Origin of the sequence: Virgibacillus flavescens (assembly GCF_050574275.1) — a bacterium.
Taxonomy (GTDB): Bacteria; Bacillota; Bacilli; order Bacillales; family Amphibacillaceae; genus Virgibacillus_F; species Virgibacillus_F flavescens.
This window is the reverse complement of the sequence record NZ_CP192260.1, coordinates 339,792-366,546: the sequence shown is the minus strand read 5'-3', so window position 1 is coordinate 366,546 and position 26,755 is coordinate 339,792. Positions and strand designations below refer to the sequence as shown.

The 26,755-nt window shown below is 38.4% G+C and carries 27 protein-coding genes; 17 read left to right on the top strand and 10 right to left on the bottom strand.

The genetic code is table 11. From position 1 onward, the window contains the following. Positions 1–39: 39 nt before the first annotated feature. From VBD025_RS01780 to VBD025_RS01765, 4 genes are all read right to left on the bottom strand, one after another. The gene (locus tag VBD025_RS01780; RefSeq protein ID WP_430788722.1) at positions 40–228 is read right to left on the bottom strand and encodes a hypothetical protein; all 189 of its coding nucleotides are present in this window, start codon (positions 226–228) and stop codon (positions 40–42) included. A gap of 119 nt (positions 229–347) precedes the next feature. Then, complete coding sequence (locus tag VBD025_RS01775) at positions 348–1,307, bottom strand: ABC transporter permease (RefSeq protein ID WP_430788720.1); 960 nt, start codon at positions 1,305–1,307, stop codon at positions 348–350. Beyond that, a complete protein-coding gene (locus tag VBD025_RS01770; protein ID WP_430788718.1) occupies positions 1,300–2,220 on the bottom strand; it encodes an ABC transporter ATP-binding protein in 921 nt (306 codons plus the stop codon). The genes VBD025_RS01775 and VBD025_RS01770 overlap by 8 nt, the downstream gene beginning before the upstream one ends. Positions 2,221–2,382: 162 nt before the next feature. Next, positions 2,383–2,526, bottom strand: coding sequence for a YfhE family protein (locus VBD025_RS01765; RefSeq protein WP_430788716.1), 144 nt, complete (start codon positions 2,524–2,526; stop codon positions 2,383–2,385). A 235-nt stretch (positions 2,527–2,761) separates the two neighbouring features. Between VBD025_RS01765 and VBD025_RS01760 the strand changes: the two genes are divergently transcribed. The 11 genes from VBD025_RS01760 to VBD025_RS01710 all read left to right on the top strand — a co-directional run bounded on the left by VBD025_RS01760 (position 2,762) and on the right by VBD025_RS01710 (position 13,774). Then, a complete protein-coding gene (locus tag VBD025_RS01760) occupies positions 2,762–3,328 on the top strand; it encodes an RNA polymerase sigma factor (RefSeq protein ID WP_430788714.1) in 567 nt (188 codons plus the stop codon). Continuing rightward, positions 3,318–4,106: an anti-sigma factor domain-containing protein gene (locus tag VBD025_RS01755; RefSeq protein ID WP_430788712.1), complete on the top strand. Its 789-nt coding sequence runs from the start codon at positions 3,318–3,320 to the stop codon at positions 4,104–4,106. The genes VBD025_RS01760 and VBD025_RS01755 overlap by 11 nt, the downstream gene beginning before the upstream one ends. A gap of 412 nt (positions 4,107–4,518) precedes the next feature. After that, positions 4,519–5,871, top strand: a complete 1,353-nt coding sequence (locus tag VBD025_RS01750; protein ID WP_430788710.1) for a copper amine oxidase — start codon at positions 4,519–4,521, stop codon at positions 5,869–5,871. Positions 5,872–5,901: 30 nt separating this feature from the next. Next, a complete protein-coding gene (locus tag VBD025_RS01745) occupies positions 5,902–6,567 on the top strand; it encodes a class F sortase (protein ID WP_430788708.1) in 666 nt (221 codons plus the stop codon). Positions 6,568–6,712: 145 nt separating this feature from the next. Next, on the top strand, positions 6,713–7,861 hold the full coding sequence (locus tag VBD025_RS01740; RefSeq protein WP_430788706.1) for a thiolase family protein: 1,149 nt from the start codon (positions 6,713–6,715) through the stop codon (positions 7,859–7,861). Between the two features lie 15 nt (positions 7,862–7,876). Continuing rightward, a complete protein-coding gene (locus tag VBD025_RS01735; RefSeq protein WP_430788704.1) occupies positions 7,877–8,647 on the top strand; it encodes a 3-hydroxyacyl-CoA dehydrogenase in 771 nt (256 codons plus the stop codon). 14 nt (positions 8,648–8,661) lie between these two features. Next, the gene (locus VBD025_RS01730; RefSeq protein ID WP_430788702.1) at positions 8,662–9,810 is read left to right on the top strand and encodes an acyl-CoA dehydrogenase family protein; all 1,149 of its coding nucleotides are present in this window, start codon (positions 8,662–8,664) and stop codon (positions 9,808–9,810) included. 16 nt (positions 9,811–9,826) lie between these two features. Further along, positions 9,827–11,116: a DUF2254 domain-containing protein gene (locus tag VBD025_RS01725; protein WP_430788700.1), complete on the top strand. Its 1,290-nt coding sequence runs from the start codon at positions 9,827–9,829 to the stop codon at positions 11,114–11,116. Between the two features lie 38 nt (positions 11,117–11,154). Next, positions 11,155–12,327, top strand: a complete 1,173-nt coding sequence (locus VBD025_RS01720; protein ID WP_430788698.1) for a CapA family protein — start codon at positions 11,155–11,157, stop codon at positions 12,325–12,327. Between the two features lie 243 nt (positions 12,328–12,570). Then, positions 12,571–13,383, top strand: coding sequence for a DUF368 domain-containing protein (locus tag VBD025_RS01715; protein ID WP_430788696.1), 813 nt, complete (start codon positions 12,571–12,573; stop codon positions 13,381–13,383). A gap of 73 nt (positions 13,384–13,456) precedes the next feature. Further along, on the top strand, positions 13,457–13,774 hold the full coding sequence (locus VBD025_RS01710; protein WP_430788694.1) for a thioredoxin family protein: 318 nt from the start codon (positions 13,457–13,459) through the stop codon (positions 13,772–13,774). 43 nt (positions 13,775–13,817) lie between these two features. Here VBD025_RS01710 and VBD025_RS01705 read toward each other — a convergent pair whose 3' ends face one another. Further along, positions 13,818–14,465 (bottom strand): VOC family protein, encoded by a 648-nt coding sequence (locus tag VBD025_RS01705; RefSeq protein ID WP_430788692.1) that lies wholly within the window; start codon positions 14,463–14,465, stop codon positions 13,818–13,820. Between the two features lie 268 nt (positions 14,466–14,733). On the opposite strand from VBD025_RS01705, the gene VBD025_RS01700 reads away from it, so the two are divergent. The 3 genes from VBD025_RS01700 to VBD025_RS01690 all read left to right on the top strand — a co-directional run bounded on the left by VBD025_RS01700 (position 14,734) and on the right by VBD025_RS01690 (position 17,446). After that, complete coding sequence (locus tag VBD025_RS01700) at positions 14,734–15,414, top strand: response regulator transcription factor (RefSeq protein WP_430788690.1); 681 nt, start codon at positions 14,734–14,736, stop codon at positions 15,412–15,414. Continuing rightward, positions 15,411–16,760, top strand: a complete 1,350-nt coding sequence (locus VBD025_RS01695; RefSeq protein ID WP_430788688.1) for a HAMP domain-containing sensor histidine kinase — start codon at positions 15,411–15,413, stop codon at positions 16,758–16,760. The genes VBD025_RS01700 and VBD025_RS01695 overlap by 4 nt, the downstream gene beginning before the upstream one ends. Before the next feature lie 92 nt (positions 16,761–16,852). After that, the gene (locus VBD025_RS01690) at positions 16,853–17,446 is read left to right on the top strand and encodes a PepSY domain-containing protein (protein ID WP_430788686.1); all 594 of its coding nucleotides are present in this window, start codon (positions 16,853–16,855) and stop codon (positions 17,444–17,446) included. A 919-nt stretch (positions 17,447–18,365) separates the two neighbouring features. Here VBD025_RS01690 and VBD025_RS01685 read toward each other — a convergent pair. From VBD025_RS01685 to VBD025_RS01665, 5 genes are all read right to left on the bottom strand, one after another. Beyond that, positions 18,366–19,937 carry a bifunctional metallophosphatase/5'-nucleotidase gene (locus VBD025_RS01685; protein ID WP_430788684.1) on the bottom strand — a complete coding sequence of 524 codons (1,572 nt, stop codon included), beginning with the start codon at positions 19,935–19,937 and terminating at the stop codon, positions 18,366–18,368. Positions 19,938–20,014: 77 nt separating this feature from the next. After that, positions 20,015–20,815, bottom strand: coding sequence for a phosphonate ABC transporter, permease protein PhnE (gene phnE / locus VBD025_RS01680; RefSeq protein ID WP_430788682.1), 801 nt, complete (start codon positions 20,813–20,815; stop codon positions 20,015–20,017). Beyond that, positions 20,815–21,618 carry a phosphonate ABC transporter, permease protein PhnE gene (gene phnE / locus VBD025_RS01675; RefSeq protein ID WP_430788680.1) on the bottom strand — a complete coding sequence of 268 codons (804 nt, stop codon included), beginning with the start codon at positions 21,616–21,618 and terminating at the stop codon, positions 20,815–20,817. The genes phnE (VBD025_RS01680) and phnE (VBD025_RS01675) overlap by 1 nt, the downstream gene beginning before the upstream one ends. After that, a complete protein-coding gene (gene phnC / locus VBD025_RS01670) occupies positions 21,615–22,391 on the bottom strand; it encodes a phosphonate ABC transporter ATP-binding protein (protein WP_430788678.1) in 777 nt (258 codons plus the stop codon). The genes phnE (VBD025_RS01675) and phnC overlap by 4 nt, the downstream gene beginning before the upstream one ends. Before the next feature lie 272 nt (positions 22,392–22,663). Further along, a complete protein-coding gene (locus VBD025_RS01665; RefSeq protein ID WP_430788676.1) occupies positions 22,664–23,593 on the bottom strand; it encodes a phosphate/phosphite/phosphonate ABC transporter substrate-binding protein in 930 nt (309 codons plus the stop codon). Positions 23,594–23,849: 256 nt separating this feature from the next. On the opposite strand from VBD025_RS01665, the gene VBD025_RS01660 reads away from it, so the two are divergent. The 3 genes from VBD025_RS01660 (at position 23,850) to VBD025_RS01650 (ending at position 26,290) form a co-directional block, all read left to right on the top strand. Further along, a complete protein-coding gene (locus tag VBD025_RS01660) occupies positions 23,850–24,746 on the top strand; it encodes a YegS/Rv2252/BmrU family lipid kinase (protein WP_430788674.1) in 897 nt (298 codons plus the stop codon). A 63-nt stretch (positions 24,747–24,809) separates the two neighbouring features. Next, positions 24,810–25,658, top strand: coding sequence for a DUF1206 domain-containing protein (locus VBD025_RS01655; protein WP_430788672.1), 849 nt, complete (start codon positions 24,810–24,812; stop codon positions 25,656–25,658). Between the two features lie 26 nt (positions 25,659–25,684). Continuing rightward, the gene (locus VBD025_RS01650) at positions 25,685–26,290 is read left to right on the top strand and encodes a DedA family protein (RefSeq protein ID WP_430788670.1); all 606 of its coding nucleotides are present in this window, start codon (positions 25,685–25,687) and stop codon (positions 26,288–26,290) included. Positions 26,291–26,755 lie beyond the last annotated feature (465 nt).

Here is a 26,755-nt window from a genome sequence, read left to right as displayed (position 1 = left end):
GAAGAAGCTGTAAGCATCTCATAGATGCTTACAGCTTCTTTACATTGATTTGGATCGCTTAGGTTTCTTCTCATTTGGTATATACTTAGTAAAATAAACAGCAAATATTAAACTGATAAATGATAGACCCCATGAAAGGGTACCACTTAGCCGGAAATCAAATTGCAGGCCAATGAATAATATAATTCCGCTAAGTACAATAAACAAGGTAGTTAAATAACGCTTCATTCCTAACACCTCAGGTAAGTAATGTATAAACACATTCCTATTATTTATATCATATTTTAACGTCAATGAGAACGTTCGGAAGATAATTTAACCTGCCCTTAACTAAATTGTAATGCTCCTTAATGACCAGCTACATCTCTTTTAGAGAAGAAGAACCATGTGAGCACTAAGAAGATTACATAATATACAATAAGAACACCGATGGAGAACCCAAGCGTCATTCCTTCTAACATAGGTGTACCAGTAACATACTGCTCTAAGTCAGTATTCGCAAAAAGGATATATTTTGCCCATTCTTTGTCAGCGAAAAAGCCTACAATGGCAGTCCCGGCAAACATAAGGAAAATCGCTGTTCCGATTGCTAGCGAGCTTTGACGGAAAATAGTCGAAATCATTAATGCGAACGTGGTCATCACTAATAGCGTAACGAGCTGTAATCCATATCCCGCAAAAATCAGACCAATAACTGAAACTTGTTCAAATGACCCACGAGCATCCGTAACTATCTGCGGATCAAAGCTGTTAATTCCGAAAAATACTGCACCAACAATAAAGGAAAGCACTAGTACAAATAGTAATGTCCATAAAGCAAATAACAATACGGAAACATATTTGGAAGCTAATATTTTTGTTCGCGATATTGGTCGAATTAATAACAGCTTAATCGTTCCCCACTTATATTCATTGGCGACAATTCCTGCTGCAACTATAATCGTAAATAATGTCACAAGTGAAAGCAGGAATTCATTCTCATGGATAAATTGCCATCCATCATAGTTCGCTGGCATAATATCATTTTCTAAATAGTAATTGTTTTTTTCAAGTGTAGGGTCGGTAAAACCCTTCATCATTTCATTGTCTTTCATTTCTTCCATACCTTTTTTAATCTCTGCATTTTCATCCTGCAGTGTCTGACGCCACGTATCTTCTTCATAGGTTGGGTGAATATCGTCGTAAAAGTTGCCTATTACACCTAAACCAATAATAATAATACCCAAAATAATGTACATGGCCCACGTGGATTTACGTATATATGTTTTAATTTGTTCGTTTTTAACTAGTTGAAAGAAATTACTCAATTTTATTCTCTCCAATCAAATCAAAGAATTTTTCCTCTAATGTAGATTTTGATACTCCAACCTGATAGATGGAAATCTGGTTATTAACCAGTGTTTGAATGTAGACAGGTATGTCTTTTTTATTACCTTGAAATGAGATAGAATTCTCAACAAGATGCGGTTCTAGTTCATGATGCGTTTTTAATAATTCAATTGCTTTTTCAGTAGGATCAACCTCTATGTTAATATGGTGTGCTTGTTTATCATCAGAAGTCTCATTCAAATGCTGCGTCGTAATTAATTCTCCGTTTTTAATAATTCCAATTCGATCACACATTTGCTCGATCTCTGCAAGTAAGTGACTGGAAATAATGACAGCAACATTCTCTGATTCTGCAAGGCTGCGTATATACTTGCGAATCTCACGGATGCCTGCCGGGTCTAGCCCGTTTGTTGGTTCGTCCAGAATTAATACAGAAGGTTTATGTAATAATGCCTGTGCTATACCTAGGCGCTGACGCATACCAAGCGAATATTTACCAGTTCGTTCTTTAATTGGTTTCTCTAAACCTACTAATTTTACAACTTCTTGAATTCGATCTTTTGTTACACCTGGAATCATTCGTGCATAATGCTGAAGGTTCTGCAACCCGCTCATAAATGGATACATCTCTGGGTTTTCGACAATCGCACCAACTTCACGAATTGCTTCTTTATGGTTTGTCTTAATACTGTTTCCAAGGATTCGAATGTCGCCTTCAGTTATGTTCATCAGGCCGACCATCATTCGAATTGTAGTTGTTTTACCAGCACCATTCGGGCCAATAAAGCCAAATACTTCCCCTCTGTTAATCGTAAACGAAAGTCCCTTAATAATTTCTTTTTTACCAATTTTTTTATGCACATCAATAAGTTGCATAGCTGGTTCAGTCATAAGTATTGCCTCCTATTCTCTATCTGTTAGTATTACGGTTTATTGTGTAGAAATGTTTCAGTTGTTTATAATTTTTTCATAGTTGCTCAGAATTAGATATGCTTTCATGAAAAAAGCCCCCTTACAATATTGTAAGAAGGGACTGTAATCTGTTATTATTCATTAACCTTCACGTTTTGCCTCTCTAACCTTTGGCTTTCGATAGCCTCCAGCCATGTCAGCTTTCTTAAATTCTTTCGTATATAATACCTCTTGTGCGTCTGAAAGCTGTTTGTTTTTCGTCGGTTGATATTGAGTTCTACTCACTTTAATCCATCCTTCCAACAGTTTTTTTAATCTGTTAATATTCCATTCCCGTGGTGTACAGATTAAAACGTAGGATTTCAGAAGTACAATTAATAATTGCTCAAGAAAGTGATCCATTTGCTGTTTACGTCCGTATACTATGTGAGAAATTAAATTTTCGAATGGGTTTACAATCTCTCCATTTGGTGCAGTTATGATATGATAAGTCTATATATCTTTTCAAAAGGAGAATGTTATGCGCGAAGCAGATGTTGAACTATTCAATCGAGCACAAGAACAAGATGAACATGCGCTGGAACAGCTATACGACCGTTATGAAAAGCTGCTTTTTTCGTTTTCATTCCGAATGACTAATAATAAATTTCTTGCAGAAGAAGTAGTGCAGGATGTATTTACAAAAATATGGTCAAAACAACGGAATTTTGATGAATCGAAAGGCAAGTTTTCTTCCTGGTTATTAACTGTAACACGTAACGCTACAATTGATATGCTAAGAAAAAAGAAGGAAACACCATATGAAATAGATGAACGGGATGCGCTTCACGATTTGGGTCCTTCTACTGAAGATCAGATAGAATGGAAGGAAAAAAGTGAAGAAATCCGTGAGGCAGTGACTCACCTGACAAGTGAGCAGCAGCAAATAATAGAATTATTTTATTTTAAAGGAATGTCACAGGCAAAAATAGCTGAAGCCTATAATATTCCTCTAGGAACTGTTAAAGGGAGAGTTCGTTTAGCGTTGAAACATCTGCGTGGTATACTGTCTCCTGTGAACGAAAGGGGGGTTCAGGATGATGTCTAATAAATGTGATTTGTTGCTTGATTATTTTAATAACCAGCTAACAAGAGAAGAACAAGAAGAATTTGAGTTACACCTTTTAGCATGTGAGGAATGTCAAGAAGAGCTTTCAGAGCTGCAGCAATTAACAGAAGACCTTCCATATAGCAGTGAAGCTATCGAGCCGCCAAGTGGTATGAAGGACCGAGTGTTATCAAATGTATTAAACGAAGCGACTAATTCTGAATCTGTAGTTGAAACTGAAGAAAAAGAAATAAATAATGTTACACCAATAAACGGGTGGAACGAGCCAAAAAAACAGAAAAAAAGTGGTTTGGTTAAACCGTTAATCGCAGCAGTATTAACAATTTCTTTAGTAGGAAACGCTGCAGCATTTATCTATTTATCCGATGAGGATGACGATTCGGAAACCACAACTGAACCAGAAGACCCGTCACTTGATGAAATTCAAAAGATGGTGTCACTCAGTCCATCAGAAGGAATCAGTGCAGAAGCGACTGCAATGATGATTGAACAAAACAGTAAAACAAACCTGGTAGTTCAAGCTAATGACTTGCCCGAACTTGAAGGAAATGAAACCTATCAGGTGTGGGTCCTGGAAGATGGAAAACCATACCGGGCTGGTACATTTGTTTCCAATGAAAATGGAAATGGTGCTGTCTCCTTTATTATGAATTACGAAGGAAAACATCAGTGGGATACAATTGCAATCACAAAAGAACCTGATGCAAACAGTCAAACACCACAAGGCGACATAGTATTAAGCTCACCGTTATCGTAAGAAATATAAAATGAGATGCAGGGAAACTTGCATCTCATTTTTTTTGGTTAATTTTAAGTAAACCAGAAAACACGCGGGGTTATGATATTAACGCGCAATGATGGTTTCGCCCCGCGCATAGTAACGTCGAAATCGCGCGTCCCTCGACAAAAAACGCGCACGATCTCACTGGTGCGCGAAATTTACTATGGTTCGTGCGATTTTGTTCCATAATTGCGCGATTATTGCTGAATATGGCACGAATCAAAAATAAAATTAAAATATTTCCTCCTCTTGAACCGTTGATGCACAAGCTTTTCATTGCTGGTTCCCCAAAGTCATTTAATTTTTTTCAATAAATAATGATCCAATTCTATTTCATCTTCGTTAGCTTAGTAGAATCATATAAAAACAAGAAGGAGATGTTATTAAGATGAATTGGAAAAAAGCATTAGTAGTAGCACCAATGAGTGCGGCAATTTTATTCTCAGCAAATGGAGGATTAGTAAGCGCAGAAACAATGGAAAAACCGACAGTAGATAATGCAGCGGTTGATCTAAGAGCTACATTAGGTTCATTACTATCAGAACATGGTAACTTAGCAATTATTGCAATGCGTAAAGGCGCTGAAGGTGCAGAAGACTTTAATGCAGCAACTGCTCAGCTAAGTGAAAATACTCAAGCGTTATCTGATGCTATTGCTTCCGTATACGGCGAAGAAGCAGGTCAAGCGTTTCATGACATGTGGAGTGCACATATTGGCTATTTTGTAGATTATGTAAAAGCAACTGGAGCAAAAGATGAAGAAGCAAAACAAGCAGCTCTAGATGAATTATCTCAATACCGTCAGGACTTCTCAGCATTTCTTGACAAAGCTACTGAAGGACGTGTAGAGGCTGATGCATTAGCAGAAGGTCTACAAACTCACGTTAATCAATTAATTGGAGCATTTGACGCGTATGTTGCTGGAGACTATGAAAAAGCATATAGTCATCAAGCAGATGCAAGAGCTCACTTGTATATGACAGCTAAAGGTCTTTCAAGTGCAATTACAGCTCAGTTCCCTGAGAAATTTGACAATCAAATGGCTGTAACACCAGCGGCTGACCTTCGATTAACGCTAAACAATATCCTTTCAGGTCACGTAGCATTTGCTGTAACAGCAATGCAAAACGGAATTGAAGGCGAAGAATCTGCAGATATCTTTAAAGCAAATGCAGCGCAATTATCTGCTAATACAGATAAACTTTCAGCGGCTATCGGATCTGTATATGGCGATGAAGCTGAAGCTAAATTTAAAGAAATGTGGACTGAACACATTGGCTACTTTGTAGACTATGTGAAAGCTACTGCAGCTGAAGACGAAGAAGCAAAACAAGCTGCACTAGATAATTTATCACAATACCGTGAAGACTTTTCAGCATTCATGGCAACAGCTACAGATGGTAACGCACCAGCTGACGTTGTAGCAGAAGAATTACAAGATCATGTTAATCAACTAATTGGATCATTTGATGCTTATGCAGCAGGTGACTATGATGAAGCTTATAACAAGTTCCATGATGGTTATGCTTATGCTAATGAGATTTCAAAATCACTATCTGGTGCTATTGTAACTCAATTCCCAGATAAATTTGCATCAGATATGCCTTCTGAAATGCCAAAAACTGGTTTCGCACCAGCTGGAAACAATGACATGATGATATTATGGTTGTTAGGTGCAAGTGCATTAGCATTAGCAGCATTTGTAGCTATCCGTAAGTATCAAACTTCAGAAGATAAATAATAAAGTATAAAATGGCAGGGGGTCAGTGTGATGCGGAAGATTATAAGCATACTATTGTTAGTAGTATTGGTAGGGTGTAGTCAGGCCGAAAGCACTGACTCTAACCAGCCTGAACCTAAAGAAACAAAAGAGAAAACCACTGAAACGCAAAAGACAGCAGAACCAGAGACAGAAACAAAAAATGTCAGTGCAGATAAAAATTCTGACAAGAAAACATTTTATTCAGATGCTTTCGATCAGGGTGTAACCGGAGTAATCCCTAAAAAAATTGTGATAGAGAGTCTCGGAGTAGAGGCAGTTGTCGAAGGTGTTGGATTATTAAAAGATGGCAAGCTTTCTGTTCCGGAAAATTATAACAAGGCTGGATGGTATAAAGCGGGAGCTCAACCTGGCGAACAAGGAAGTTCAGCGATTTCCGGCCACGTGACCGATCCAGAAGGTGATGCGATTTTTCATGATCTGAATAAGCTTGAAGCTGGAGATGAAGTGAAAGTAATTGGGGAAAACGGGGAAACAAGAACATTTGTAGTAGTTGATAAAGCGGTTTACGATCTAGGTAAAGCACCTCTTAAACAAATTTTCGGGTATACACCACGAAGAATGCTTAATTTAATTACGTGTACTGGTGACTATATAGAAGAAATTGATACTTTTGATCAGCGTCTGGTTGTTTACACTGAATTGAAAGCAGAATAAAAATAGTAATAGGTTGATATAGAAACAGGTCTAACACGACATGAACCGTGTTAGACCTGTTTTTTTATATGAAAGAAATAACTTTGAGAATATTCAATCGAAAGGTATACTGAATATAACTAGTAAATAAAATGAGGTGGGGACAATGCGCGAAGTTGTTATAGTGGATGGTTGCAGAACCGCAATTGGAAAACGCAAGGGAAAATTTGCTGATTACCGTCCTGATGAGTTAGCAGCAGTTGTGTTAAACGAACTAATAAATCGCACGCAGGTAGAAAAAAAGGACGTGGAAGATGTTATTTTGGGCTGCGTTACCCAAGTAGGTGAACAAGGTGGTAATATAGCCCGTACTGCTTCATTAATAGCGGGATTTCCGACTGGGGTACCTGGTGTTACAATCGACCGGCAATGTGGTTCAAGTCAGCAGGCAGTTCATTTTGCTGCACAAGCAATTGCCTCAGGGGATATGGAAATTGTAATTGCTGGTGGTGTCGAAAATATGACGAGGGCGCCGATGATGTCAAATATGAATCATGTAAAACCGAGTGAAAAGCTGACAAAAGCATATGAAATTGTTAATCAGGGTATTTCGGCCGAAAAAATTGCAGAGAAGTGGGGAATATCAAGGAGTAAACTGGATGAATATTCACTAGAGAGTCATAAGCGGGCCATACGTGCGATTGAAAGCGGAAATTTTGAAAAAGAAATTGTTCCAATTGAAATAACCAATGAAAATGGAGAAAAAGAACTGGTGAAAATAGATGAAGGTCCACGTGCCAACACTACATTAGAAATATTGGCAGGATTGAAATCTGTCTTTAAAGATGAAGGTAAAGTGACCGCTGGAAACGCTAGTCAGATGAGTGATGGCGCATCGGCTGTTTTATTAATGTCGAGAGAAAAAGCAGATGAACTTGGTCTGACACCCAGAGCGAAAATTATTGCACGGTCAGTTGTCGGCTCTGATCCAACACTTATGCTGACTGGCCCCATCGCTGCAACCAAAAAAGTTCTGGAGAAGGCGAGACTCACACTAGATGATATCGATCGCTACGAAGTTAATGAAGCCTTCGCGTCTGTTCCACTGGCATGGCTTGCGGATATGAATGCAGATCCAGCAAAGCTCAATGTTAATGGGGGCGCTATTGCGCTAGGCCATCCGTTAGGTGCAACAGGTACAAAATTGTTAGTTACACTTATGAATGAACTGGAACGGTCTAACGGGAAATATGGATTATTAGCAATCTGCGAAGGAATGGGTATGGCCAATGCTACAATTATTGAACGAATATAGTATAGGGGTGGGATGATGGAATTACGCATGGTAAGTGCTGTTGTGACCGGGGGATCATCTGGTTTAGGAGAGGCATGCGTGCGGCATATCGTTGAAGCGGGTGGTCGAGTTGCCATACTGGATTTGAATGAAGAAAAGGCAAACGCATTAATAAATGAAATTGGTACCGATCGAGTTTTATTCAAAAAGACGGATGTAACTTCTTCAGAACAAGTGGAGAAACATATTAAAGAAATTGTTGAAACATTTGATGGGATTAATGGATTAATTAATTGTGCAGGTATAGCAACTCCAGGCAAAGTTTTAGGTAAAAAAGGTACGATGGAACTTGAGGCTTTTGAAAACGTGATTAAAATTAATTTAATCGGTACATTCAACGTCATTCGAGTTGCCTCCTCTTTTATGCAAACAAATACTCCTTCAGTCGATGGTGAACGTGGTGTTATTATCAATACCGCTTCTATTGCAGCGTTCGAGGGGCAGATCGGGCAGGCGGCATATAGCGCTTCAAAAGGTGGGGTAGCAAGCATGACACTGCCGCTTGCGCGTGAGTTTGCCGCACACGGAATTCGTGTGATGACAATCGCTCCCGGATTATTTGAGACACCAATGTTCGATACACTTCCACAAGCCGCAAAAGACGGTCTAGGTTCGATGGTACCTTTTCCAAATCGGTTAGGACTGCCAGTAGAATACGCTAAATTAGTAGAAAGTATTATGATAAACCCCATGCTGAATGGGGAAGTCATTCGTTTAGATGGCGCTATTAGGATGGCGCCGAAATAAGGGGGAAAGTGATAATGGGAAACTATCGCTTTGAAACGGACGATCATATTTTATTTAGAAAGACACTTAAAAAGTTTCTGCAAAAAGAAGTAATGCCAGTTTACGAACAATGGGAGAAGAACAGATTAATTCCACGTGAGTTTTGGAATCAGATGGGCGATATGGGCTTTCTGTGTCCGCATGTCGAAGAAAAATATGGCGGGCTGGCACTTGATTTTACTTATTCTGTTATACTACTTGAGGAACTCGAGCGAATAGGGACTAGTTTAACAGGCATAGGCTTACACAATGATATCGTGGTACCGTATATCGAATCGTATGGCAGCAAGTATCAAAAGGAACGCTGGCTGCCCGGGTGTGTCACTGGTGAACATGTGACTGCAATTGCGATGACAGAGCCTGGAGCGGGTTCTGATTTAGCTAATATCCAAACAATAGCGATTCGTGATGATGACCATTACATCGTAAATGGTCAAAAAACGTTTATTACAAATGGCATTCATGCCGATCTTGTGTTAACAGCAGTAAAAACGAATCCACATGCAGACCCAAAACATAAAGGAATAAGTCTGCTTGTCATCGAGGCAGGCACGAAAGGATTCTCCCGCGGTCGCAAGCTTGATAAGGTAGGTATGCATGCACAAGACACAGCCGAATTGTATTTTGATAACTGTCGCGTGCCTGTGAAGAATTTGATTGGCACAGAAGGCGAAGGGTTTAGTTATTTAATGGAGAAGCTTCAACAGGAAAGATTAGTAGTCGCTATTGCAGGGCAAGCAGCTTCAGCGGATATGCTGAATATGACTGTTGACTATGTAAAATCACGGTCAGCTTTTGGTAAATCTGTAAGTTCGTTCCAGAATACACAGTTTAAGCTGGCAGAAATAGCCACTAAAGTGGAACTTGGGAAGTCCTTCCTTGAATCATTAATAGAAGATCATGTGGCAGGGAAAGATATTGTAACCAAAGTCTCCATGGCTAAATATTGGCTGACAGACACGGCCAAAGAAATTGCTTCAGAATGCATGCAGCTTCATGGCGGTTATGGTTATATGGAAGATTACAAAATAGCAAGAAGATATCGCGACACACCTGTTGCTGCCATATATGCAGGAACAAATGAAATCATGAAAACTATTATTGCTAAAAATATGGGATTATAATTTGGAGGCACCTTAGATGAATCAAACGAAAATATGGATTAGAATTCGTGACAGCTTTTGGTTTACCCCAGCTATATATGGGATTAGTGCGTTAATCATGGTCGTTTTTGTATCATTGATAGATAATTGGTTATTAGGCAGCTTTAAAGATGCTATACCTAAGATTTTTCTTACCAGTAAAGATGTCGCAATTAGCTTATATGCTTCACTAGTAACGGGGATCTTAACGATGACGACAATCAGTTTTTCGGTAATTATGGTTGTGCTTACTACATACTCCACCCAATTTTCCCCGCGGACTTTGCAGGACTTTATGAAAAGTCGTACTACCCAGCATGTATTAGGGGTGTATTGTTCAGGATTTATATTTGCACTCATTCATCTGCTCACAGCTGGTAAAGAGACGTCATTGCTTGGTCCAATTGTAATGGTGATTATAGCAATTAGTAATCTTGCGTTTTTTGTCTACTTTATTCACCATTCTTCACGGTGGATTCAAGTTAATAATTTGATCAATAAAATTCGAAATGACGGAAACCAGACTGTTAAACGAACATATAAGAATTACGATTTTCACACGTACGCCGAATGGGATGAAAACGAAATTAAACAGCTTCAATATTACAGGAAGCGGACTATTCATGCGTATGACTCTGGTTATATTCAGAAGTTAAACTGGAAAGAATTGCTTAATCAAGCTACCGAAATGGGATGTATCCTCCAAATTCATTCACAAATTGGAGATTTTGTTACGCAAGGTTTGCCAATATTGAGTGTGTACGAAGAAGATGGACGGGAAGATAAGTATGATTTTAAAAAGTCCATAATAATCGGGAATGAACGGACAGACCTTCAGGACGTAGAATTCATTCTGCAAAAATTAGTAGAGATTGCATTGCGAGCCATCTCCCCAGGAATTAACGACCCACACACAGCAATAAATAGTTTGAACCGAATTGGCGCATTGTTAAGCGAAGTTGGTGAGACTAATAATACCGATAAGTATTATACAGATACACAAAAGCAGCTTCGAATTATTGTCGAACCCAAACGGTTTGAGGATTATCTATATAAATCCTTTTATCAAATACGTCACTATGGAAAAGATGATGTATCCATGCTCTATGCGATGCTAGAAGTCTTATATAAAATAGCGGTAGTCAGCAAGGAACCAATTAAACAAAAAATATGGGAATTTCATTTTTATATAATGGAAGTCATTGAGTTCGATAAGTTATCTGAACTGGACCACAGACATTTAAAAAGTATATATAACAAACTGGAAGGATGCTGTCACAGCAAATAGGATAATGTGTTATGATCGAAAAAAGGAGCTGATTCGTCATGTTGCGATATAAAGCTGGCATTTTGCTGTTTATTTGTACCTTCTTGTTGGTTGCCTGTGTAAATGACGATAATGACGAGCGAACTGCAAAAGATAACTCGAAAAAGCAAATCAGTGTAACGGAAAAGTCGCTTGATACTACGTTTTTAGTTACCAGAGTAAATGAAATCACGATTTCTGCAATTGGTGATTTATTAATACACCAAACCGTTTATCAGGATGCATTCAACGGAACCCAGTATAATTTCAATCCGATGTTTGATGCGGTGCAACCTTTTTTGGAAGAGTCCACGATTACTATTGCTAATCAGGAAACAATGATTGGCGGGGTAGAACTTGGATTATCTACGTATCCATCATTCAATACTCCGCAGGAAATGGGTGAAGCGCTTAAAGATTCTGGAATTGATGTGGTAACGATTGCAAATAATCATACCCTCGATAAAGGTGAGGCAGGAATACAGAGCGCGATTTCCCATTGGGAGTCGATCAATATGATGTATACAGGTGCGTATAAAAACAAACAAGACAAGCAGAAAATCCGCGTGCTTCAGACCGATCAAAACATTTCGGTTGCTTTCCTTGCATATACATATGGGACAAATGGAATATCAGTGCCTCGGGGAAAAGAGTATTTGGTGAACCGAATAGATAAGAGAAGAATAGCTGCAGATATAAAAAGAGCGAAGGAACAATCAGATGTGATTGTGCTAAGTCTTCACTTTGGAACTCAATATGAACGGATGCCAAATCAAGAACAAAAAGATTTAGTTCAATTTGCTGCTGATCAAGGCGTGCAAGTTGTAATTGGTCACCATCCACACGTTCTGCAGCCGGTAGATTACGTGAAAGGAAAGAATGGAAATAAAACATTTGTTGCATATTCGCTTGGGAATTTTTTATCTGGTCAAGATGAATTTTATCGTCGGATTGGCGGGATGGTAAAATTCACGGTTCGTAAAACAGAAACGAAAGAAGAACCGGATAAGATTGAAATTGTTTCACCAAAGTTCCTGCCGACCTTTGTAGACTATGAAAGCGAAACGGATTTTGAAGTGATTCCGATGTACCAGCTGACTAATGACACACTGCCAAATGCAGATAAGCATTACAACGAAATAAGAAGGCATATGTCACAGTTGTTACCGGAACTTGAATTTATTGAAGAATAAAAGAGAAAGTTTTTCTGATTGAATGCAGAAAACCCTTTTAAAATGAGAAAGAATAGGTGGATCTATGATCGCATCGTCTGCATACTTTGGAGTCTTGCCTCGTTTCCACTGCGTTTTTAATCAGACCTTATCACCGCTATATCTTTCTTTTTGTGTACCTAAATAATGTGATTTATACTATAATTTGGTATGCTTACGATACGATTTAAAAATTAGATGCAATTGTAAAAGGGAGTTTATTGAATGGAATGGAGAAATATTTATCGAGGTATGTTAATGGGGGCAAGTGATGTCATTCCCGGCGTCAGCGGAGGGACAATTGCTGTACTGCTAGGTATTTATGATCGTTTAATCGCTGGAATTAATGGGGTATTCAGCAAAGAATGGAAAAAACATATCGGATTTTTAATACCACTTGGAGTTGGTATTGGGATAGCAATACTCTCATTAAGCCGCTTAATCGAATGGTTATTTGAACATTATGCTGGACCAACACAATTCTTCTTTTTGGGATTAATTATTGGTATCTTACCTTATTTATTTCATGAAGCGGATGCTAAGAATACATTTAAAAATAAACATTATATTATCCTGATAATTGGAGCAGTTATCGTAGGTGCTATGGCGTTTATACAAACAGGGGAAGGTGCAGTAATCGAAAATATTTCAACCTCAACGTATATACTGTTATTTTTCTCAGGAATGATCGCTAGTAGTGCAATGATTCTGCCTGGTATCAGCGGTTCATTTATGTTATTAATTATAGGTGTCTACCCAACTATTATTGGTGCCATCAGTAACTTGCAGATTGATATAATTGCGGTCACAGGAGTTGGAATAATCATAGGTCTTCTGGTTATGAGTAAAATCATCAATTTCTTTCTGCAAAATTATCGTCGAGGGACGTTTGCATTAATAATTGGATTGGTAATCGGGTCTATATTAGTAGTTTATCCCGGGTTTCCAGCAACTACCTCCTTTATTGTGTTAAGTGTGGTTACATTTGCTGTTGGTCTGCTTGCTGCCTATTTGCTCGGTCGGGTGGAATATAGCTAGAAACAGATAATAAGACAATCTGTTCGTCAACTAGTAATATAGATATAAGCAACTTTTGAAGGAGTGTTAAAGAATGGAAAATATAAATACGATCGAACAGTTTAACAAAGTAATTCAAAGTGAAAAACCTGTTATTATTAAGTTTTTTGCTGATTGGTGTCCCGACTGTAAGCGAATGGACATGTTCATTGGTGATGTAATGGAAGATGTTCCAGGATACAGCTGGTACCAGGTGAACAGTGATGAAGTAACAGGACTTGCTGAAAAATATGAAGTAATGGGGATTCCAAGTATCCTTGTTTTCAAAAATGGTGAAAAAATTGCTCATCAGCACAGCGCATATACAAAATCACCAGAATCCGTTACTGAATTTTTACAGAAAAACTTATAATAGAAGTAGAAAAAGCACCCAATTTCGGGTGCTTTTTCTATTTCTATATTAAATCAAATTCTAATTTGTGATTGTCAGTAAACCTTATTTTACTATTTTGCAGTGGGAACTGATTTTTATTTAACTTCTTAGGCTTAAGCTGGTAGATCTTGGCAAAAGCCTCTTTTCCGATACCGCCAAAGTTAATTTGTTTGATCGTCTGAGTGTTCAAGAGACTGGTATCTGGATAGGCATTTTTGGGATCTTCCCATTCAATCAAAAAAGGCAAGACTTCTGTTTCAAAGTTGTATTTTGGAAATAACATTCTCCACTTTAATACGGAGCCATCTGGTTTCTCGCGTTCAGCTGAAATCGGACCATCAAATGAGATATCATTTTGTTTAAAATGCTCCATATATTTATCCATTTGATTTGTACGTAATGCAAATTGAAATGGTCCAGTTATATTATTATTTAAAACATACATAAGATGTTTTGCTAATGGATTAGTTGCGTTAGATGCTTTTTCATCATCGAAGGTTCCAAGCCATTCAATATAGCTGTCATTTGAGAAATAAGACAGGTAATTATGGGTTCCCCATTCAGTATGCTGACCACCTTTAATGGACTTTATTGTAAATTCATTTCCATAATCGGCGCTTAACTCTTCAGCGTCTTTTGCGGCTACTACAATATGATCAAGTGCTAGCATAACGCACCACTCCTTTGATTGTATTCTTTTGAAAAGGATCATTCCATGTTAGATATTCATCAAAGGTCACGTAATCGGTTTTCCAATCACTTCACGTAATTCATATCATTAATTTAATCACACCTTCTCCTGTGTTGAAACATTATCAACTTTTACCAGCTATTATGCAAAACATCTGTTTTTAAAAAAACATACATACGATTCGTACTTACTTGTAATTATTTGGTATAGTACTTAAAAAGAGACATAGAAAGTGGGTGACCTTTACTTGAGTCAATCAAAAATTTTAATTGTTGAGGATGAAAAAAAACTTAGCCGAGTTCTGCAATTGGAGCTTGGATATGAAAACTACCAGACACAAATTGCAGATAATGGAAGACAGGCGCTCCAGTTAATGCAATCGAAAACGTGGGATCTGGTCTTACTGGATATCATGCTGCCTGAATTAAGTGGTCTTGAGGTATTGAGGAAGATTAGACGGACTGACCAGCAAACTCCAATTATACTGTTGACGGCACGGGATCAGGTTCATGATAAGGTTAGTGGTCTCGACCTCGGAGCGAATGATTATATAACTAAACCTTTTCAAATTGAAGAGCTTCTGGCGCGTGTGAGAGTTCACTTACGACCGCAGTCGAAGCGGAATAAACTAGTGCTTGGGGACTTGCATGTGGATTTAAACACACGGCAAGTCAATAGATCCAATGCAGAAATAGAATTAACCCCTCGTGAATACGATTTACTTATATACTTATTACAAAACAAGAATATTGTGCTGACCCGTGACCAGTTAATAGAAAAAGTATGGGGTTACGATTATTTAGGTGATACCAATTTAGTAGATGTGTACATTCGTTATTTAAGACAAAAAATTGATAAAGATTTTGATGTGAAATATATTAAAACAATCCGCGGTGTCGGGTACATGATAAAGGACCAATCGGAATGAAACTTCAAACGAAAATTCAATTGTTTTTTAGTGTGTTTATGCTAGTACTAATTTTACTTGTTAATACATCCATCTATTACTCTTTTTATCAATTGTCAGTTAAAAATGAGCTGAATCAGTTGGATGCACAAATGGAAACAATTATTAAAACATTAAATGATAATCCCCAAATCGCACAAAACCAGCTATTGCGTGCCTACCTGCCGACTGAAGGCATGATTCGTGTAATCGATGAAGAAGAGAGATTGCTGATTTCCCTAACAAAAGATAGTGACTATACGAGCCTGCCTATTTCCTATTCAGCAAGTGAAATACAGGAAGTGACTTCTTATGATAACCTGGCCAGTGTAGCGGTAGTAGCCCAACCGGTTATATGGAGTGATGGAAATGTTGTTACCCTTCAGGTTGCAAAGCAGCTGACCGGTCTAGAAGCAACAATGGATACGTTACTTTACGTTGTAATCGGGGCAGCGATTCTTGCCCTAATTCCTGCTATTATTGCTGGAAGAATAGTAAGCGGATTCGTATTAAAACCAATTCAATCCCTTATTCAGACGATGAAAGTTAACAAAGAAGAAAACACGTGGAAAAAGATACCTGTACGAAGTCATTCGAAAGATGAATTGTACCAAATGGAACAAACATTCAATGAGATGATTGAACAGCTTAGGGAAAATTATAACAGACAGGAGCAGTTTGTATCAGATGCTTCGCATGAATTAAAGACACCAATTGCAATTGTTAAAAGCTATGCACAGCTATTGGAACGGCGAGGGATAGAGCGTCCTGAAATTTTCCTTGAGTCGGTAGGTGCTATAGAAACAGAGGCAGATCGAATGCAGCAATTAGTGGAGCAATTGCTCTTTCTTGCTAAAAGCAGGAATGAACAGGTGCTGAACGAAGTGAACGTCGTAAACCTGTGTATAGATGTCTCAGATGTATTCATTGGGGCATACAACCGGAATATAGTTGTTAACAGGAACCAGGAAAAGATTGTTGTAAAAGGAAATGAAGAACAACTAAAACAAGTTATATATAGTTTAATTGATAATGCATGTAAATACAGTGATGATAAAATTGTTTTGACAATAACTAAAAACGAAAGAACAGTCACCTTGAATGTTCAGGATTTTGGACAAGGTATCCCGGAGGACGAACATGTGAAAATTTTCGATCGTTTTTATCGGGTTGATAAAGCTAGGACCAGAGATGATGGCGGAACTGGACTAGGGCTTTCTATTGCTAAATCAATCATAGATGCACATAAAGGAGAAATCTCTGCAGCAAGTGAAATAAATAAGGGGAGTACGTTTACGGTTACCCTTCCATTAATAAGTGAAAGCTAGTCACTTTCTCATCAATTTCTAATGTGATTCACCTTATTCTTTCATCAATGACGGATAGGATAGTAGTAGAAAGAAATAAGGGAGGAAGTAAAATGAGTAAAAAGAAAAAAATAACAATTGTTGCGGTGATTGTAGCAGCAGTTTTAGGTGTAGGAATCTTTCAAGTAACAGCATCACAAGCTGATGCATCGCTTTCGACCGATGATATTAGAAAATTGGTAGCAGAGCAGTACCCTGGTACAGTAACTGAGCTGGAGCTGGATAAAGAAAAAAACAAAGCAGTTTATGAGCTTGAAATTTTAGGCGATCAAAACAAATACGAGCTGAAGATCGACGGAAATTCCGGAAAAATCCTGCATCTAAATGAAAACCCATTACCAGAAAATGCAAAAAGCACCGATGTCGCAGACGACCAAAATGTTGAAAAGCAAGCAAAAAGTGATGAGAATAAGTCTGAAAAAAAGGCAGTTATTGAACCTGGAAAAGCAGAGGAAATTGCATTAAAAGAATTTGAGGGAACTATAACAAGCATTGAACTAGACGATGAGGATAATGAACGCTTAAAGTATGAAATTGAAATTCAAAACAAGAATGAAGAGGCAGATATCGAAATAGATGCATACACTGGCGAAGTTATTATAGTTTCTACTAAACAGGAAGATGACGATGACAACGACGAAGATTAAAGTGATGTAATGAAGATAACCAGAAAGATGAAATTAAAAAACGCGCCTATATGAACTGCCCAACCAATGAATGGGGGTGTTGTTCATATAGGCGCATTCTATTTTAAAAGATAAAAATGTATAAAGTATTTATGTTTGTCTGTCTAGTTCCAACGCCAAGCCCGCTTGAGGTTTTTACATGCTATTAGTTCTTTTGTCGTAGTTGATGGAAACTGCGAAATAACTTACCACTTTGGGAATGCTGCGATATGACAGCAACGAGATTTCCGCTGATGGCAGTCGCTTTCCGCGGGCGGCTGGTGAGCCTCCTCGTGCTGACGCACTCCGGGGTCTCACCTATGCCTTTCCTCCCGCAGGAGTCGACTGCCATCCGCTCCAACCTCTTGACGAAATGTGGATGTCGAAGATTTATTAACTGCACACCTGATAACACGTCTATTTCAATATGCATTGGTTTTATTAATCAAAGACATAAACAGCCTTACCAGTCCTGGTGAGCGGAGGGCGGTGACTCCAGCGGGAACAGCACGAGTCTGAAGGCCCCGCAGAGTGGTTAGAAAGATGAAGGCCGACTAAAACCGTCCTTTGCGGACAACGTCGGCATACCCCTTGTCGGGGCAAGGAGACTGAAGCCGTGCCCGCGGAAAGCATCCGCCCGCAGCGATCCTGGACGGCAGCAATGGAAAATAAATCTAAAGTTACGTCGCAGTATAGTAATATTGTGTCACTACGAAAATGGATTGCGAGATATTCAACTGTTTCTGGGAGAATCACCTAATTTTATTCTGTGATAATTGAGTTATACGTATAAAGCTTTAGAGCAAATGCTGGTTTAAGTAAAAACTCGGCATTCGCTATTAAAGGCGAGGCGAATGCCGAGTTTTTCTAACCAGTTTATGTTTTGCAAGCTGGCTGTCGCTTATTTGTGTACACGAAAATTTTTCGTTACGTTTGCTTTAACCGTCGGATGCTGTTCAAAATACCAACGAATAAGTTCAACGGTATCCTGCTGGACTTCTTTCATAATTGGTTTGTTTTTAAACATATGGTAATTTCCTCCACCATTTGCTCTGTAATTATTTAATACAACATGATAAGTGGCGTCCATATCCAGATTTTCTCCGTTTTTACGAACGTCCTCGACACGCGCTCCAACAGCATTATTCACGTTAATCGTGTACGCAATACCTTCCCACATGTCATAATTATAGTGCTGTGGCTTTGGTTCACTAAATACGGGGTTAACATCTATTTCATCAGAATCATTTATGATGAAGTAAGACGCAGTCTTTTCTAATGCCGCTGCAATGTCAGCACCTGTTAATGCTAATACAACTAAAGTATTAGGGTACATATAATTTGCTACAATATCACGCATGGTTACTACCGGACCAAAACCTTTGGATTTATTATTGAGCAGCGAAGTAACGGAAATATCAGCACCTGTTGCTTTCATCTGAACATGTTGGATAAATTCAATAAACGGATGCTTGTTGATCCGAGCCTCAAATGGATCCTCGATAGACATATCACCATCGATGTAACCAACAGGCTCATCCAGCCATGATTGGGTGGAGCTTTCCAATTCCGTCATGTATTCTACGATTTCTCTGGCAGGTTCAACTCCGTCAAGTCTATGAACATGTGCTTCTTTATTGATTAGTTGCCACGTGTTTTCAGATTGACCAAATTCCACATTAATCTCACCATAGCTTTGTGCATTAAACCCTGGCTGGATGACCAGTACTTGATTAACCATACCAGTTAAGGAGCGGTGCTGGTGTCCTGTAAGTAAGATGTCTATGCCTTCAATTTCCTGGCATAATTGGTAGCCTTGGTTTTCTCCTGTGAGTGCTTCAGTAGCTTCACCGGTTTCAATATCCCGTTCAAATCCGCCGTGATAGGATACAATTAGTAAATCTGGTTTTTCTACGGTGCGGACGTGTGGCACCCATTTCTGGAGAGACTTCATAGCGTCCGGAAAAGAAATTTCTTTAATATGCTCAGGAGATTCCCAGTTTGGTATGTAATGAGTAGTTACCCCCAAAACAGCAATCTTAATTCCGTTATTCAATTCTTTTATATAATAGGGTTTTCCAAAGTAAGGCTGATCTGTCTTTCTGTTAATGCTATTTACAGATAGCCATGGAAAATTCGCCTGCTGTACAGCATTTTCCAAAACATCCATTCCGAAATTAAATTCATGGTTACCTATCACGCTTGCCTCAATACCAATTCGATTCATAATTCCAATCATTGGATTTTCTTTATCCTGGTGTTGTTTCACATAATGTGTCATAAGCGGTGTACCTTGAATTAAATCCCCATTGTCCAGTAAAAGCAGATTATCGTTTTCTTGTCTTGCTTTCTTGGTCACAGTCGCATACTTCGCCAGCCCTAAATCAGATGGTTGGTTTGAACCATAAATAATCGGTAATGCGTTCCCGTGAACATCACTTGTATATAGAATTTTTACCTTTGTGGTATCCATGTATAAATGCTCCTTTTAAATAAAAATAAGGAAACGAAATCAAAGAATTACTTCTTTAATTTCGCTTCTAGCTGAGTCTATACAATTTTACGTCGTATTCTTGCAGATATAAAATCGATAATTGTTACTACAATAATTATGGCTAACAGGATAAGTCCCATCTCGCTCCAATTTCGGTTATTTGCTGCAAAAATAATCATTGTACCAATACCACCCGCACCAACAATTCCCAGTATGGAGGATGCACGTACATCGATCTCAAACCGATAGATGGCATAAGACAGAAACTCAGGAATGATCTGTGGGATAACACCATAGAAAAGCATCTGAACCTTATTCGCGCCGTTCGCTTCCATAGCTTCAACAACCTTCATATCAATGGACTCAACAACCTCTGAATAAAGTTTTCCAAGCATTCCAGTAGAACCTATAGCAATTGCAAGCACTCCAGCAAATGCGTTTGGTCCAACGGCAACTACAAATAATATCGCAAGTATTATATCCGGAAAAGCACGGACAGCAGATAAAATCCATTTGCCGATGCTTGATAGGAAGTTAATGCGTGACATATTTTTTGCTGCAAGAAATCCTAAAGGTACAGCGAGCACCGCCGCCATAAATGATCCGGCAAAGGCTATTAATACGGTCTCAATTATTTTTAGCGTAACCTCACCAGTAGCAGACCAATCAGGACTGAACAGTTTTGGTATAATAACACTGAAATTGCTGATGGAGCGTTCAATTGCCCGACCCCAATCAATATCAATACCGAGAAACGTCCAAATATAGAGAGCGATCAGAGCAATGGTAATGAATACTTTTTTTATTTTATTTAATCCTGACTTTGGTGGTTTTGGAGGTAATGAAAAAGTTTTCATTAAATTAATGCCTCCCTTAATTTGTTACTAATATATTCTATGATTAGTACTACAACAAAAATAAGTATAATGATAGCCATTACATTAGGATAGTTGTAGAACTTCAGCTGCTGATCAAGGACAAGGCCGATTCCGCCAGCTCCAACAAGACCAAGGACAACAGATGCTCTAATGTTTATCTCAAAAACATACAATACGAATGATGCGAATTGCGGCATTATCTGGGGGACGAGTCCATACGCGATTACCTGGATTACACTTCCTCCAGATGCTCGCATTGCTTCAAGTGGATTCATGTCGACCGATTCAATCGTTTCACTAATCAATTTGGCTAAAATACCGAGTGAAAAAATAACTAATGCAACAATTCCGGGAAATAGACCGACACCAAATAGTCCAACAAAGACAACGGCTAATACTAAATCAGGAATCGTACGTAAGATATTGAGTATGGTTCGTGTCGTTGCATAAAGCGGTTTAATAGTTGTAATGTTTTGCGCTGACAAAAGTGCTAATGGAACGGTAAGGATTGCGGCAATAGTGGTGGCGATTATTGCCATCTGTATCGTTTGGGCCATTGGATCCCATACCGCAGGGATAACGCTCATATTGGGTGGAAAGAACTTTTCAACAACCACAATAATATTTCCAATCGCGTTTCCGAAGCCACCGACCATTTTCTGCTGTGTCCAGAACATGCTGAACAGATAGAATCCCAGTACGACCGTTAAAATAACTGTCATCTGAGCCTTCTTTTTCCTTGGATAAATCGGCGGGATACTGGAATTAGTTAGTTTGCTCACGATTCCTTTGCACCCCCACGCAAGTCATCCTCACGTATTGTACGGCCGTAGATTTCTTCGAACGTTTTTTCAGTTACCTCAGAAACTGGGCCATCAAAGACAACCTCACCAGCGCGCATACCAATAATACGATCAGCATATTCCATAGCCATATCAATAAAGTGCAGATTAACGATTGTAGTAATATTGTCTTCTTTATTAATTTTCTTCAGATAGGTCATAACCTGATGTGAGGTAGGCGGATCAAGTGAAGCTACAGGCTCATCCGCTAATATATATGACGGCTTCTGTGTAAGCACGCGGGCGATACTGACACGCTGCTGTTGCCCACCGCTTAATTCATCTGCCCGGTTATATAATTTCTCATCAATATTCACACGTTTCAGGCTTTCGTAAGCAAGTCCAATATCTTCTTTTTTGTATAGACCCATAATAGATCTTAATGTACCAGTATGACCAAGGCGGCCGGCAAGAACATTTTTTAACACACTTGAACGTTTTACCAGGTTATAATTTTGAAATATCATACCAATTTTTGTACGCAGTTTACGCAGGTTTGTCCCACGATAGTCAATAATGTTTTCCTCATCAATTAAAAGTGAACCCTGTGTAGGTGTAACCAGGCGATTAATGCTTCGAATAAACGTGGATTTTCCTGCACCAGATAATCCTACAATAACGACAAACTCACCATCTTTAATAGTCGTGTTGATATTTTTCAAACCTTCTGTTCCATTCGGGTACACGAGGCTTACGTCTTTAAATTCGATCATGTATGTATGTCCTCCTAAATACTAAGAAAAGCTGAAGCGCCCTGGTAAGGCGCTCCGAGCTTAACAGATTAATTGTTCCGGATATCGGCATTGCATAAGTGCTTGGTAATCAGCCAAGTTTTATAATGTGCAAGAAAAAGGGAGAGATAAATACCTCTCCCTTTTTTATTAGCAGGTAAGAAGTATAAATTCTTTCTTACTGCATAAGTGCAATTAAGGCTTTCGCCATTAATGCTTGGCGATTTGCCAAGTTTTCTATAATTAAATATATATTATAATTCGATATTATCTTTGAATTCCTGATACGTATCTTTTACAACTTTATACTCTTCATCAGAAGCTTCATCGATAGCGTCCCAGTTATATACTTCATTCATGATCTTGATCATTTCTTCATCATCGTTAAATGAAAGGAAGACTTCTTTTATTTGTTTCACAAGGTCATCATCAAGTTCTTTAGTTACAGAAATTGTATCGTTCGGGATTTCTTCGGTATATCCAATTACCTTTAATTTTTCCATTACATCAGGATGTTCTGCTTCAAGTTCTGTACGAACATCGTCAAAAGTAGTTGCAACGTCTGCATCTCCTTCTAAAACAGCAAGAGCAGCAGTATCATGTCCACCAGCTTGAACTGTATTAGAGAAGAAATCAGTCTCTAGTTCTGGCGCAGTTGCATAATCAAACTTCTTCATTAATTGACTTGCTGGGAAAAGGTATCCGGATGTTGATCCTTTATCAGGGTAAGCCCAGATTTTGCCTTTTAAATCTTCCAGCGTTTCAATTCCTGAATCAGCACGTACTAGGTATTGTGCTTTATATGTACCTGATCCATAGCGGATTGATTTTAAAATAACTTCAGCACCGTATTGCTCATTTGCCAGAACATAACCAAATGCTGGAATAAATCCAACGTGAACCTGATTAGCTCCCATTGCCTCAACAAGTGAGTTGTAGCTAGTCATTACTTGTCCTTTAACCTCAATTCCAAGTTCATCCGACAAGCGATCAGCTAGTGGCTGAACAGTATCAGCAATAGTATCTGAGTCTTGAGATGGTACAAAACCAATTACTAGTGTCTCTGGGGTAAGGCTTTCTTCTTTACTATCTCCGCCTTTTGCATCGCCATCTTTAGAATCCCCACACGCTGCAAGAACAAACACTAAACATAAAACTAGCAACAAACTAAAAAACTTTTTCATTTTGACCCTCCTGTGTAATTAGAAAATTAAAAATCCTACTCTTTTATTAAATAACATTTTGGATAAAATTGCTAGATGTTTTTTGAAAATTTACGTGAAATTAATAATAAATATTATTAATAGTTTTAAATGTTTGACATAGAGGAAATGGATAGGGATTATTAGATGATGTTAAAGTAAAATAATAAATTAAGATATAGGTTTTTCACATTACAAATAGAGGTAATATAGAACTATACAGGTAGGAGGTATTGTCATGGTTCAATATAAAGAAGGATTATTTTTATACAATGGTAATGCAGGAAGTGACGATTTAGATCAAAAGCTTGCACAAACTTTACCTACCATAGCTCAAGCAATAAAGAAGCTGTCAATTGTTCAAACAGAAACAATTGAAGAAGCAAAAAAGACGTGTATCGATTTTGCCAGTCAAGTTGATATTATTGTTATATTAGGTGGCGATGGAACGATTCACGAATGTATTAACAGCATCGCACCGTTGGATAGGCGACCAATTATTGGTGTTTTGCCGGGTGGAACTTCAAATGATTTCAGTCGAATGCTAGGGACCTCGCAAAATCTTCAGGAAGCTGCAAAAGGTATTGCAAAAGGCGAAATAGTCGATATTGATTTAGGGAAATCAAATGATAGTTATTTTCTTAATTTCTGGGGCATCGGCTTTGTATCGGAAGCTTCGTTAAACATAGATCAAAACCAGAAAAAAAGCTTTGGTGTTCTAAGTTATTATATGAGTACATTGCGAACATTTAACCAGGCTGAAACATTTTCTTATAAAATTAGTGCTGATAGTGAAATGTATGAAGGGGAAGCAGTGTTAATACTGGTATTAAATGGAAGGTTTCTCGGTACAAGGGAACTTCCGGTTACTACTGCGGATCCTACAGATGGAAAAATGGATGTGCTGATTATAAAAAATTCAAACCTGGCTTCTTTTCGTGAATTTATGTCTATGAATAAACCAACAACTGACGTCGATCAGCTATCTGAACTAATTCATTTTCAGACGAAAACGCTGGACGTTCAAACAGACACAGCAAAAGAAATAGACATGGACGGTGAAATTAATTGGAAAACTCCAGCATCACTTGAAATTCTGCCAAAATACATTCGAATGATTAAAGGAACGGTATAAAACAATAAAAAATCTTGCTAGATAGAATAATCATTACTAATAATGTAGCTGAGGGATGAATGTATGGATGATATGAAAAGCAGAATAAAATCCTTTTTAAAACGAAAGGATGCAGACGATAGATTAAAACCATGGGTTAGATGGTACTCGAGGATTGGTTTTTCCGCAAAAGGAACAGTGTACGCATTAATAGGCATAATTTCCATGCTGGCAGCAGTAGGAATTGGTCAAAAAAGCGGACAACAGGGAGCAATTGCCTCAATCGCAAGTAAGCCATTTGGCGAATTAATCATTTGGGTCATTGTATTGGGTTTAACAGGTTACATAACTTGGTTGATTACACAGGTTATAATTGAACCGGATAATGTCGAGACTAGGTTTAAAGGGATTCTAATACGAATGGGTTTCTTTTTTTATGCCCTTATATACATGGGAATAGCCGCGAAATTTGCCACCATTGCTATGCGGTCTGGTCAGTCAGGAAGTTCAAAACAAGCCTGGATGGCAAAAGTAATCGAAATGCCATTTGGACGAGTGATTATAGGACTAATCGGCTTAGGGATTCTAATTTTCGCGGCCGTTCAAATAATTCGAGGAATAACTGGATCTTACTTAAAGGAATTAAAAACACATGAAATGGAAAAATATGAGCAGTTTGTTCTTTCAGTAATAGGGAAGATAGGATATATAGCCAGGGGTTTGACTTTTGGAGTTCTAGGCGGTTTTATAGCACATGCAGGCTGGATTGCTGAACCAAACAGTGTGACGGGGATCGATAGTGCCTTAGCACAGATCTCACAGGAACCTTATGGTAAGACAATGCTTGGAATTATATCATTAGGTTTGTTATTATACGGTATTTTTACCATTTTTGAAGGTAAGAAAAGAAATATTCAAGTAAAAAAAGATTAGCGGATTAATAGAAGGTGGTATGTAAAATGCTGGAGGTTGTAATAGACGTAATAAAAGAGTATGGCATATGGGGACTACTTGCTAGCCTTGCAATTGAGGCTTCATCACTTCCATTTCCCGGTGGACTAGTTACACTTGTATTCGGGTATATTTTACAGCTTTCATTTATTGAAATTGTGTTGTATGGATTACTGGCAAGTATAGTTTACACAGTCTTCAGCATTATTCCATATATTATCGGATATAAGCTGGAAGATAAGTTGAAAGAGAAAACAAGCCGCAAGAAAATAGAGAAGTCTGAACGCTGGTTTAAAAAATTTGGAATATGGAGTATCGCGTTCTCCCGGCCGCTGGGTATTGGAAACTATATATCCTACGTATCCGGTGTTTTCAAAGTTAATATATGGACCTTTTTATCGTTAACGCTACTTGGAATACTACCGTGGACAGTAGGAATTCTGTGGTTAGGCAGCGTGGGTAATTTAAAGTCTGTGAAGTCGCTTATGGAAGAATTTCAATTTTATGCTTTAATAGTTGTGGCAGTTGCAGCTATCATTTTCGTTTTTTACAAGCTACGAAAAAAGAAAAAAGGAAAAACGAAAGAAAAAGGTGCATACGCAGCTATGAAGTAGAAGATCCAGTTACATGGGTCTTTTTTTTACGTCTCAACTTGCGCAGTTCAATATTTTTGATGTATGAAATAAATTATAGTTCTTGTAGCACTTGAAGTATGTAATTTACCAAAGTTTATAAAGCGTGTTTTTACTAAACCCTGCTACCAGTTACTTTGTCGTAGTAGATGTAAACTGCGACGTAACATCTTAGCTATATAAAACGGCGAAGTAACAGCAACGAGATTTCCGCTGCTGGCAGTCGTTTCCGCGGGCGGCTGGTGAGCCTCCTCGTGCTGAAGCACTCCGGGGTCTCACCTATGCCTGTCCTCCCGCAGGAGTCGACTGCCATCCGCTCCATTCTCTAGGAAAAATATGGATGTCAAGGTTTATTAACTGCACACCTGATAGCACGTCTATTTCAGCATGCATTGGTTTTATTAAGAAAAAAAACATAAACCGCTTTACCAGTCCCGGTGAGTGGAG